The 12868-nt window shown below is 30.4% G+C and carries 10 protein-coding genes and 1 riboswitch; of the genes, 1 reads left to right on the top strand and 9 read right to left on the bottom strand.

Annotated elements, in window-relative coordinates; all coding sequences use genetic code 11:
- The 7 genes from B3W71_RS18840 to B3W71_RS18810 all read right to left on the bottom strand — a co-directional run bounded on the left by B3W71_RS18840 (nucleotide 1) and on the right by B3W71_RS18810 (nucleotide 9068).
- Complete coding sequence (locus B3W71_RS18840; protein WP_346890477.1) at nucleotides 1-654, bottom strand: response regulator transcription factor; 654 nt, start codon at nucleotides 652-654, stop codon at nucleotides 1-3.
- Nucleotides 655-969: 315 nt separating this feature from the next.
- Nucleotides 970-2757, bottom strand: a complete 1788-nt coding sequence (locus B3W71_RS18835) for a peptidoglycan-binding domain-containing protein (protein ID WP_346890476.1) — start codon at nucleotides 2755-2757, stop codon at nucleotides 970-972.
- A gap of 173 nt (nucleotides 2758-2930) precedes the next feature.
- Nucleotides 2931-3482 carry a 5-formyltetrahydrofolate cyclo-ligase gene (locus B3W71_RS18830; RefSeq protein WP_346890475.1) on the bottom strand — a complete coding sequence of 184 codons (552 nt, stop codon included), beginning with the start codon at nucleotides 3480-3482 and terminating at the stop codon, nucleotides 2931-2933.
- 286 nt (nucleotides 3483-3768) lie between these two features.
- Nucleotides 3769-5142, bottom strand: a complete 1374-nt coding sequence (locus B3W71_RS18825) for a sodium-dependent transporter (protein ID WP_346890474.1) — start codon at nucleotides 5140-5142, stop codon at nucleotides 3769-3771.
- 450 nt (nucleotides 5143-5592) lie between these two features.
- Entirely contained in the window at nucleotides 5593-6114 is a 522-nt protein-coding gene (locus tag B3W71_RS18820; RefSeq protein ID WP_346890473.1) for a winged helix-turn-helix domain-containing protein, read from the bottom strand.
- A 20-nt stretch (nucleotides 6115-6134) separates the two neighbouring features.
- A complete protein-coding gene (gene mgtA, locus B3W71_RS18815) occupies nucleotides 6135-8840 on the bottom strand; it encodes a magnesium-translocating P-type ATPase (RefSeq protein WP_346890472.1) in 2706 nt (901 codons plus the stop codon).
- A 105-nt stretch (nucleotides 8841-8945) separates the two neighbouring features.
- Nucleotides 8946-9068 (bottom strand): hypothetical protein, encoded by a 123-nt coding sequence (locus B3W71_RS18810; RefSeq protein WP_346890471.1) that lies wholly within the window; start codon nucleotides 9066-9068, stop codon nucleotides 8946-8948.
- Between the two features lie 121 nt (nucleotides 9069-9189).
- Nucleotides 9190-9350, bottom strand: a riboswitch (M-box (ykoK) riboswitch).
- Nucleotides 9351-9545: 195 nt separating this feature from the next.
- On the opposite strand from B3W71_RS18810, the gene B3W71_RS18805 reads away from it, so the two are divergent.
- Entirely contained in the window at nucleotides 9546-10055 is a 510-nt protein-coding gene (locus B3W71_RS18805; RefSeq protein ID WP_346890470.1) for a small multi-drug export protein, read from the top strand.
- Nucleotides 10056-10551: 496 nt separating this feature from the next.
- Here the strand turns inward: B3W71_RS18805 and B3W71_RS18800 are convergent, their stop codons facing one another.
- Complete coding sequence (locus tag B3W71_RS18800) at nucleotides 10552-11853, bottom strand: APC family permease (RefSeq protein WP_346890469.1); 1302 nt, start codon at nucleotides 11851-11853, stop codon at nucleotides 10552-10554.
- Between the two features lie 289 nt (nucleotides 11854-12142).
- The gene (locus B3W71_RS18795) at nucleotides 12143-12862 is read right to left on the bottom strand and encodes a lysoplasmalogenase family protein (RefSeq protein ID WP_346890468.1); all 720 of its coding nucleotides are present in this window, start codon (nucleotides 12860-12862) and stop codon (nucleotides 12143-12145) included.
- Nucleotides 12863-12868 lie beyond the last annotated feature (6 nt).

The raw sequence follows: 12868 nt of genomic DNA, 5'->3' as shown, positions 1-12868 counted from the left end.
TCAGCTCTCCAATCTATATCCAAGCTTTGGTATAGTAATTAATTTATCATTTAAATCCATTTTTTTTCTGACATGTTGTACATGTATATCTATAGTTCTAGATTCTCCGATAAATTCATATCCCCACACCGCAGCAAGTAATCGCTCCCTTGTTATAGCAATATCTACATGCTGTATAAAAAAAACTAAAATTTCAAATTCCTTTGGAGTTAAATTTATAATTTCCCCACTCTTTTTAACTATATGTTTATCAATATCTATCGTAATATATTTATAATTTAATATATTATTATTCCTATGCGTTCTTCGTAATACAACTTCTATCCTTGCTAAAAGTTCTACTGCTTCAAATGGTTTAACAATATAATCTTCAGCGCCTAGCTTTAGCCCTTTTACTTTATCTGACACCTCTTGCATTGCAGTTAGAAAAATTACTGGAACTTCTCTACATCTAATTTCTTCTATAACCTGAAATCCATCCATATCTGGAAGCATTACATCTAGTAGTATTAAATCAAATTTTTCTTCTAAAACCCTCTGAACAGCCTCTTTTCCATTGCCACATATATGTCCTCTATAACCGCCTATGGAAAGGGTTGCTTCTATCATCTTCGAAATATGCATCTCATCCTCAACAATTAAAATATCTATCATAAGTAAACACCTCTTTCATTCATTTAGGATAAACCTATTCTAAATCTATCATATTCTTACAAAGTATCCTAGAAAAGTTTTTGAAAAACTTTCTAGAATATTTTGATTCTAGAAAAAACTTATTAATTAACAGAGTCTTTAGTAAGATAAACCAATCGAAATAAATACTGGAGGAGTACTTATATTATTAAAGCGCATCCTCAATATTTTATATAAAATTAGTAATATATTTTGCGAAAGCTCCTTAATATAAGAAATAAAAGCTTATCCTATAGAATTAGCACCCATAAAATAAGCTTCAAAGTCTCTATCATATTATATTACTTGTGTTAAAAGTTCTTCATAAATCTGTACAATCTTATCCCATGTTATTGGTCCTACTATATCATCAGGAGACAATCCAAAATGCTTTTGAAAATCTATAACTGCTTGTTTTGTTGCTTTTCCAAAGATTCCATCTACATTTATTTTTTTAATAGCTGTATCTTTGTCTGCTATAGTACTTAAGTATGTCTGTAATTTAGTTACATTATTTCCTCTTGCCCCTTCTTCTAATGAATATCCTGGATATTGAGAACCTTCACTTTCTGATTTATTGCTTCCATTAATTATATCTTTATATACAGAGTATATCTTATCCCAAGTTTGTCTTCCAACAATTCCATCCACATCTAATCCAAACTTCTTTTGAAACTGTATTACTGCATCTAAAGTATCTACTCCCAAAATACAATCTCCACTAATAGGATGTATTTCTTTATAATATTGAGATATAACATTTAAGTAATATTGCATTTCAGAGACAGCATCTCCTGTGGTACCTTGCTTTAATAAATATCCTGGATATGCTCCTGTTCCTACTAGCTTTTCACCTTCTAATTTTAAATCTTCTAGTTTTTTAACTCCCGCATAAATCCCTGATACTTTATACCAAGTTGATTTTCCAACTATTCCATCGGTATATAAGTCAAATATTCTTTGAAATACCTTTACTGCTGCTTCTATCTGCGCACAAAATTCTCCATTCACAAGCTCTATTTTAGGAATTGCAGGATAATTGTCAGAAATTCTATTGAGCTTTCTTTTAATTGTTTCTACATCTTCTCCAGTACTGCCTAGTTTTAGAGGAGTTCCACCATAAGATTCCTCTATCCCTCTTATATCATTAGTTTTTGCTAATTCAATATTCTCACCATAATAATTCTTAAGAATCTCCATAGTTCCATGACCATTATTAGCAAGTTCTACAGTGCCCCATTGTGATAAGTCCTTACAAGTCACTGTTGCATCATTACAATATTTGGCTAACATCGGTTCCGTATCACCCACTTTAGTAATATATTCGTTAAATATATCATCCACTATTCTACTTATGTTCTGGAAAATATTTCTTCCTTTGACAAAGCATTGATCATAAGCTATAGAGTTAGTGATCTGGAAATTGTATCCCTTATTTCTATACCATTCTGTACATATTCTATTAAGAGCAAAAGAAATTTGACAATATATATTAGCTCTTATAGCAGTTTCTGGCCAAGTAGGGTATATTTCACTAGATGCTACATTTTTTATATATTCTGGAAATCTAACAGTAACATTTTCTGCATAGGAGGATGGTGCACCTAAATGTACTATTATATATTCTGGAATATACGGCTTTATTGTTACTTTGCTTTGAAAAGTCGGATTCTCTACTTTATCCCGTGGCATTTTCTCTACTAATTGATGTGGTGGAATATAATTATGCTCTAGCTCTTCTAAAAATTCTCTTTCCTTAGATGTTGGTATCATCTCTATTTGTTGTATTGATACTTCCTTAGGGAAAACTTGAACTCCTTCCACTACTGCATCCTTATATCCTGGAGCTCTAACATATAAATCATAGACTGCATAAGGTATTCGCTTAGAATTCATATCCTCTGATAATTGAATATCTGGAGTGTCTACCTCTAATATTTTTGTTACTCCACTAGAATCAGTAGTTAATATTTGACCCTTATCAAAATCTACTGAAGTACTTTTTAAAACAAATATATTTCCTCCTGAGACAGGTACTGCCTCTCTAGCAGTAAGAAGTTCTACCTTTATAAAGCCCTTCTCCATAATTTTCTCCTCAAAAATATTATTCATAATTATTATATGAGTAAAAATTATTTATGCTAGTAAAACTTAAAGATTATAAATATCTTAGCTTAGCAGAACCCTTAGATAGTGCTACTATCTNNTAACTCAAAATATACTTCCCATCTTTGACTTATTATTTATTTTCAGATGCCTTATTTATCTGTAATTACTCTGTCTATCTTTATATCATGGTCATCATGAGGAATATAATCACAAAGGATTTTTTCTCTACATATAACTACTGTAGAAAAGTTGGCATTTGCAAGATAGCGGTCATAAAAACCACCACCATATCCTAGACGATATCCTTCTCTATTACAGGAAACACAAGGTATTATAGCAAAATCAATTTCCTCTGGTTTAATTAAGGGACATCCTACCTTAGGCTCTAAAATACCATACTTTCCATTATTCAATGAAGAATATCCTTTAATTTCATATACTTCCATGATACCTTTTACTATACACTTTGGAACGCCAACTCTTTTTCCACATTTCAAGGCATTCTCTATGATATCTCTTGTATTAATTTCATTTTCTCTATTTACAAAGCAGAAGATAGTGTTAGCTTCTTTATATTCTTTTAAATTTATGATCTTTTCATAGATTTTTTTATCGGCTTCTAACGTATATTCCTTTGATAATTCCCCAATACGTTTCATAACCTCATTACGAAGTTGTTTTTTTTCTTCCTTTATATCCATTGGTAACCCTCTCCTATCCTTAACTCATTATAAAATCTAAGACAATCCTTGTCTTTTCCCGTAAAGCTACTATGAGCTTCACAAAAATCTTTCACTTTATCTAAATCCAATTAAATTCCTCATTTATTTCACAACAATATAATAACATATATCTCCACTACCCTTAACATTTATACTAACTATTTATCTATTTAAATAGTATATGAAATAAAGGAGTACTGCCAAACTGCAATACTAGGTTACAGTTTGGTAGTACTCCATTAGAATTGTAATACTATTGAAGTTATTATAATGTTATTCCAAAAATCTTCATTATAGCTGGCAATATACCTATTGCATTTAGCCATATAATAAATATTAAAACTGGTGCAACATATTTTATCATTATTACAAAGAAAGGTTTACTTCTAAATCTGTACTTTCCATTACAGCTAATTTCATTTGAAATGTTATCAACACCCCATACATATCCTATGAATATGCACATTAGAAGTCCTCCTAATGGCATAAGTACACTTTCAGCTAAGAAGCTCATAAAATCAAAGAAATTTTGTCCAAATATTAGAAAATCCCCCATTACTGGTCCATTAGCTAGAGAGCATGGTATTCCTATAATAAATATGATAATAGATATTATTATAGTAGCTTTCTTTCTTCCTATTTTAAAATTATCGATTATAAAAGATACTACAACTTCAAGTAGTGCTATTGCTGATGTTAGTGCTGCAAATAAGATTAATATGAAAAATAGAATACCGAAAAACTGACCAAAAGGCATTGCATCAAATACTGAAGGTAATGTGATAAACATTAAGCTTGGTCCAACTCCAGGCTCAAAACCAAAGGCAAATACTGCTGGTAAAACCGCAAATCCAGCAAGAATAGCTACAGCTGTATCTATGGCTGGTATAATTATTGCATTCTTTTCTAAATTTTCTGTCTTTCCAAGATAACTACCATAAGTGATAATAGCCCCCATTCCTAAGCTTAAAGAGAAAAATGCCTGACCTAAAGCTGCCATAACTGTTTCAATTGTAACCTTTGAAAAGTCAGGCTTTAAGAAGAATTTTATTCCTTCCATAGCTCCATCTAAAGTTACTGACCTAAGAGCAACTACAATTAATAATATAAATAGTGCTGGCATCATAAACTTACTTGCTTTTTCAATACCCCCAGCTATTCCTTTTAATACTATAACGCAAGTAAGAATCATAAATAATAAGTGCCATACTATTGGCCCTGTAGTACCTGATATAAATCCACTAAAATAAGCCCCTGCTTCTGCCCCTACTATACCACCTGTTAAATACTTATATATATAATTAAGTACCCATCCACCTATTACACTATAAAACGAAAGAATACAAAAACCTACAATTACTCCAATAAATCCTATAAAAGCCCACTTCTCACTTAACTTCTTATATGCTCCCACTGCACTTAAGTGAGTATTACGTCCTATAGCCATCTCACCTAACATGATTACAAATCCGATTATTACAACCATAGCTAAGTAAATAACAACAAAAGCTCCTCCCCCATTTGCTCCAGCTAGATAAGGAAATTTCCATATATTACCCAAACCTACTGCTGAGCCTGCTGCTGCTAATATAAACCCTATATTAGAAGCCCATTGTCCTCTGTTACTTTCTCCCTGCATAACCTATCCCTCCTATATTATATTAATAAAAATACTTTCTACTGTATAAATATAAAAATTTTTATTTATACTTTGTTTACATTTAGTAGTATTTAGTTTCTAATTATATATAAAATAATTATACAATTCAATGGAATCTTGGGGATTTTTATCATATTTTCAATTTAAAGCTTTTCAATTTTTCATATTAACATTTTTTTATTTATGAAGTACAAAATAACTTTTTATTCATTTTCTGAAAACCGTGTGAAGCAATTATCATAGCATTACATTATATTACATTTTCCTAAAGCTCCCTTTAATTTACTTGAGATCCTACATTAATACTAGAGAGCATTAATGAATTTTATTTAATAGAGCTCATATATAGAAAGAAAATAGTCATATAATAATGAGTTTAAACTCATTATTATATGACTATTTCCAGAATTACTTGTTGCAAATATTTTTCTATACTAAACTAGAATTAAATTTATATCCTACACCCCAAACAGTTATTATGAATATTGGCTTTGCTGGATTAGGTTCTATTTTCTTTCTTAATTTTCCTATATGAGCCATGATATTACTATCATCAAAAGAATAATTATCTTTCCAAACCTGATTATATATATGCTCCTTAGAATATATTTTCCCTCTATTCTTTGCAAGGAGATACAATATATCAAACTCTTTAGGTGTAAGTTGTATTAATTCTCCACCATAATATACACTTCTTAAATCTCCATTTATATATAGCTTTTCACAGACTACAATATTATCCTGCTGTGTTTTATCTTGAATCTCGTCTAACCCATTATCTATATTATTAATGTTGATTATTAATGAATCATATTCCCTATCTTTTAATCCTTGAAATCCCTCTTCTAAATCATTTAGAGCTTTTACTGATTTCTTTTCTTCTTGTATTTTTTGACATACCCATTTACATACTTTATCATTAATTGTTATTACTACAGCTTTTTTATTCATGGCTATTCACCCCACTATTTTTAAAGTAATTCTCCATATTTTTTAACATAGACTTTCTTTAATATAGTTACCAAAACCATATAGCAAGCAATTATAGCAACTAACCATCCAAAATAAATCGCTGGCATTGGATACATACCAAGTTTAATTCCTAATGGTGTATATGGAATAATTGTGCCAACTATAATAGATAAGGTTGTAGTAATCAAAACATAAAATGATGCTCTACTTTGAATAAATGGTATTTTAGGCGTTCTGATCATATGGATTACTAAAGTTTGAGACCATAATGATTCTATAAACCATCCTGCATTAAATACTGCCATAAATAAAGTTTGGTCTACACCTGGAGTATAATAACTACCACCACATACTATTGGTGAAATAATAAAGTACATAATTATATAGGTGGCAATGTCAATTATAGAGCTTACGGGACCAATCCAAATCATAAAACTACCTATAGAAGAAGCATCCCACTTCCTAGGGTTCTTTAAAAATTCTTCATCCATGTTATCCCATGGAATAGATATACATGAAATATCATAAATTAAATTCAAAACAATTAATTGTATTGGAAGCATTGGAAGGAAAGGTAAAAATGCACTTGCTACTAATACAGAAAACATGTTTCCAAAGTTAGAACTAGCTGTCATTTTAATATACTTAATCATATTTCCAAAGGTTCTTCTACCTTCTACTACTCCATTTTCTAATACATTCAAATCTTTTTCTAATAGAATAATATCTGCAGATTCTTTTGCAATATCTACTGCAGTATCAACTGAAATCCCTACATCCGCTTCCTTCATAGCTGCAGCATCATTAATTCCATCTCCCATAAAACCAACAACATGACCGTTTTCTCTTAACACACGTACAATTCTTACTTTTTGCTGAGGTGTAAGTTTTGCAAATACGCTTGTTTTCTCTAATTTACTAGCCAATACAGAATCATTCATTTCGTCTATTTCTCCACCTAAAAGAATGTTATCTACCTCTAGGCCTACTTGATTACAAATACATCTAGTAACTCTATCATTGTCACCTGTTAGAACTTTTACTCCTACACCATGTTCTTTCAAAGCTCTAATTGCAGCTTCTGTGGTTTCCTTTGGAGGATCTAAAAATGCTAAATACCCCATTAGTACCATATCAGATTCATCTTTAATAGAAAATAATCCTTCCACGGATGGATTTGTCTTCTGTGCTACTGCTATAACACGCATACCCTTATCATTTAATTTATCTACTGTCGCTAAAATTTCTTGTTTGATTTCCTCTGTTAATTTTGTTACTTTACCTTTATATTCTGCATAGGTACTAATGTTTAACATTTCTTCTACAGCACCTTTAGTAATAAGCTGAGTCTTCCCTACTTCGTCTTTTAAAACAACGCTCATTCTACGACGGTTAAAATCAAAAGGTATTTCATCTACTTTTTCATATGTGGTATATAATTCTCTATTCCCTGTAACTTCAACATAATTAATAACAGCTAAATCCATTAGATTTTTTAGTCCTGTTTGATAATAGCTATTCATAAAGGCATGTCGTAGAACTCTTTCATCTTCATTTCCGTGTATATCCATATGATATTCTAGAACAACCTTATCTTGTGTTAATGTTCCAGTTTTATCAGTACAAAGAATATCCATAGCACCAAAGTTTTGAATTGAATTCAATTTCTTTATTACAGTCTTTTTCTTTGCCATCTCAGCGGCGCCCTTTGCTAAGCTTGTGGTTACAATCATAGGTAACATTTCAGGTGTTAATCCAACTGCTATGGATAGAGCAAATAGTAGAGCCTCCATCCAATCTCCCTTTGTAAATCCATTGATAAATAGTACAAAAGGTGCCATTATCATCATAAAGCGTATTAGTAGCCATGATACTGAGTTTACACCTTTTTCAAAACTAGATACTGCCTCTGTATCTACAATTGTCTTTGCCATAGACCCAAATATGGTATTATCCCCTGTTGCTACAACTATACATACTGCTGACCCACTAATAACATTACTTCCCATAAAGGCTAAATTAGGACATTCCATTGGTGATTTATATATAATATTTTTTTCTGCCTCAGCTACTTTTTCAATAGCTTCACTTTCTCCTGTAAGTGCAGATTCACTAATAAATAAGTCTTTTGCCTGCACAACTCTCACATCAGCTGGTATCATATCTCCAGCAGCTAAATATACAATATCTCCACATACAACATCTGCTAGAGGTATTTCTATTTTCCCGTATTCATATCTTTCCACAGAAGTTGTAGTTTTAACCATAGCACTTAATTTTTCTGCTGAATTATTAGAACGTATTTCTTGTATAAATCGAAGAAGTCCACTAATTGTAACCATAGTTAAAATAATTATAACTGTTGTAAAATTCTTTTCTCCTGGTTTTGCAATAATAATATCAGTAAAGATTGAAACTACTGCTATTATAAATAATACAATAGTAAATGGGTTAATAAATGATTCTATCAATCTCTTAGCTAAAGAATCTTTCTTCTCATGAGTAATCTCATTTTTCCCATACTTTTCTCTCATTATCTCAATCTGATTTTCATTCAGTCCTTGGAATGAAGAATCCATATTCTTTAATACTGTAGATTTATATTTTTTAGATGCATCTAATAATCTTTTATTAATTGCATCTACTCTGATTTTTTCGTCATTAATTCTTTTTTCTGCATTTCTGCTAATTCTCTTTCTTCTCATTGGTCTTATCCTCCTATCCTACATTTAAAATAGTACTTTGAAAATAAGACACAAAATCTGACATACATATACAAAATTTAATATATTTAATTGTTAACAAACTTTTTAATATTTATAAGTCATTTTATCAACACTAGGATTCGAAAAATGGATAGGCATAGAAGCTATCACATTCTTCTTACTACCTAGTTCATCAGATTTTGTGCCACTACTACTACCTGCTTCCATTTCCTCACCTCCATAATTTCTCGTTATCCATATAATTTCAAATATAATAGAAAAACCCTTGCCAAAGCATAAACAATGGCAAGGGAAAAAATCCACATAAATATATAATTATATTTAAAAATATAATTGCACCACCGTTTGAGCTTTAGCTTCACAGGGCGATGAAATTGCATTAAGTTATACCTTGGTTTCGATATAACCTGCTAACCTTCTCATAGTGTCTCCACTACTCCGCGGCAGCAACCCGTATCCCTGTGGTAACCTTACCTACCGGAAATATTCTATTATCTATTACTACTTAATTATAACAAATAAACCTTACTATTCAAGAACTTTTTCCTTGCATTTTTCTTGCATTATGCTTTTCCATATAGTAACCTATAATAAACTGTCAATAACTCTATTATTATCACTATTTCAGAGTTATAATGTAAAAGTATAAAAAAGTATAAAATATAAATTATAAGGAGTAACTATATGGTAGAGTCATTAGTAAATTGGTTTACAAGTAACTTATCAGGTTTTATGCCAAAAGAGATTGTTGTACTTATTATATCTATGGTTCCTATTTTAGAACTTAGAGGCGGATTAATTGCAGCTTCTGTATTAGGTATAGATATGTTTCGTGCTATAGGATATTGTTTTGTAGGAAATATAATTCCAATTCCATTTATACTGCTTTTTATTACACCAATTTTTAGTTGGATGAAAAAAACAAAACTATTCCGTCCAATTGTTGAAAAACTTGAAAAGAAATCTATAAGTAAGAGTGATCAAATAAAAAAATATGAATTTTGGGGATTAATGCTCTTTGTTGGAATCCCATTACCAGGAACAGGCGCATGGACAGGTGCTCTTATAGCATCCCTTCTTGGTATTAAATTAAAAAAAGCATTTTGGGCAATATTCTTTGGATTAATTATTGCTACAGTTATCATGTGTATTATTTCCTATGGTATTCCATGGGCTATTACTCTCATGGCTTAGAAAAAGGACAACTATACCCTGAATATCCTGTTCACATAATATAGGATATTCAGGATATAATATATTTTTTTAAAAAGACATTCTTAAAGCTAATTATATAAGTTTAGTATAAACGAAACTTATATAATTAATTCTCTATCTATCAAGTTAATAAAATTCCCTTCTCATATATACAAATCAATTTTACTAATTCATCTATTAATTATAGTAAATCGCATAGCCATAATTGTACTATCCAACCAGTTAGATCTCTAAGCATATCATAAGTAATATAACTATTCAAAATTTAAAAAAGTTAACATTTTAAAATTTTCCCTATGCGCCTTTTTAAAATTTTACCTATATAACAATTTGCCATTTTAAAATTTTTCCTATATAACATTTTAAAATATTGTATATATATTCATGTGAATAGTAGTCATAGATTTGAATAAGTAGACTCCTATAAGTTTCATATTTTATTAATTAACTATGAGATCATATACTGACACCATAATTAATGTTTTCTTTTTAAGTAATAAAATACTGGCAGACCAGCAAGAGTTATTCCAATTCCTATTATAGAATTTAAAGGTGTAGACATGATTGTGCTATATAGTATATAAAGCCCTCCTAATATTCCCACTATTGGAACCAATGGATATAGTGGAACTTTATATGATCTTTTCTCAGCAGGTACTCTCTTTCTAAGTATAAATATACTGAACACACCCATAACAAAGAATATCCATAAAACAAATACTAACAAATTCGTTAATGTATTAAAGCTGCCTGAGAAAATATATATAATGGCTAATACACCTTCAAGTATTAATGCATTGGCAGGAGTACCAAAGCTTTCGTGTATTTTCCCTAATTGACTTGAATAAGGCAATTGTTTTCTTTCTCCCATAGCTAATGGTACTCTGGCACCTGTTAATAGATATCCATTCATAGCTCCAAATACAGATACTATAATTCCTATGGTTATAAATGCAGCTCCATCATTCCCAAAGAGTGCAACTGCCACATCTGAGGCTGGTGTTCTTGATGCAACTATACTTTCAATAGGCAATACATTAACCATAGCTATATTTATTAGCGCATAGACAAATATAACTGATGTAACCCCAAAAATAATTGCTCTAGGCATTTCCTTTACAGGATTTTTTAGTTCACCTGCTATGTTGGTAATACCTATCCAACCATCATAGGCCCATAAGGTACCTAAAATTGCAGCTCCAAAGCCTGCGCCTTCAGTCATAACAGTAATAGAACGAAAATCATGAGCTTTACCACTCGCTAAGCCAAATACGATGATAGCAACTATGGGAATAAGCTTACCTACTGTCGAAATAGTTTGAATTACTCCCCCATACTTAGTACCAATTATATTCATGATTATTACAAATAGTAATATTCCTATAGCTAGAAGCTTCTGTTGAAAATCACTCATTGGAATAAAAAATGTAGTATAAGTAGAAAAAGCTATTGCTAAGGCTGCTGCTGATGCTGGGTAGGATATTACTGTTTGTACCCATCCTAATAAAAATCCCCATACTTCTCCATATAATTCTTCGAGGTAAACATATAGTCCACCAGTTTTCGGTATAGCTGAGGCTACCTCTGCAATTGTAAGTGCAGAAGCTAAAGTTATAATACCTCCAGCTATCCAAGCCAGTATACCCATTATAGGTGAGCCTGCATCATTAAATATAATACCTGGTTTTAGAAATATTCCAGAACCTATTATCATTCCAACTACTATTGCGATCGCTTCAATAAATGTTACTGATTTTTTTATTACCTTTTGTGTCATCTTTTCCTCCTTAATAGCTTTTAATAAATTTATTATTTCTTAGGGTTTACTTTTTATGCTTAACTCTTAGGTATATGAATAGTTATATCTATATAAGAAAATAAATTATTAACAACTTTCCTATATAAGTTCCAATAAATAAAATCCATTAATACACCTTAGTGTAATCTAGAATTTTAAGCAAATTTAATGTAGAGACTTTAGCAAAACTTATATCCTTTAGAGAGCTTTTAGAACTATCTTGCTCATAATGTTATCTTTAACTCTTTAAAAGATGCTACTTTTTATCTTAAAAAATCTTTTCTAGATAGTCAATATTAAAACCACTTAAAGTGAGCAAAAGTTGAGATGGAAGATAAAATAGCCATATTAAATATCCTAGAAAAAATTTCATATCACTCTCTCTCAATATATTGTAAAGTCCCACATTTAAATCGCACATAAAAAATAAAAACATTCCCAAGGCAATTATCCATGAGCTTTTTTTAGAATACTTACCCCTACTTATGGTACTTACTGCGCAGTAAAGGCTAGTAGTTAATAGAGCTGCGTATATAATTACTAAAATAATCAGCTCTTTTTCTATAGATGCGATGTTTATATTTACTAGCGCTATTAAAGCTATCGTCAATGCTATTATAAAAAATATAAGATTTTTATACTTTTTATCTTCCATTATGCTATGCCTTATTATGTAAGTTATTTGAACTAAGGCAAAGAAAAAAATTCCTACGCTGAAATCACAAGAAATTACAAGAAAATAATCTGCAATTAAATTAAAGAACCGTGCAAGCTGAACTAACCGTGTATCCTCTTTACCGTACCCATTAGAACCTATTAACAATGATATAATAAAGCAAAATACTATGGTTGAGTATTTTAATCCTACTGAATATATATTTCTTAAATATTTAGACACAAAGTCAATGTATAAAAAAACTAAATAAATAACTAGGATTATTATAGAACTAATTTTTATAAAGTGTTTCTTGCTTATGAATTTATACATATATAT

Source organism: Clostridium sp. UBA1056, assembly GCA_002316385.1.
In the GTDB taxonomy this organism is placed as follows: domain Bacteria; phylum Bacillota; class Clostridia; order Clostridiales; family Clostridiaceae; genus Clostridium_J.
This window is presented reverse-complemented; position numbering and strand designations above follow the sequence as displayed.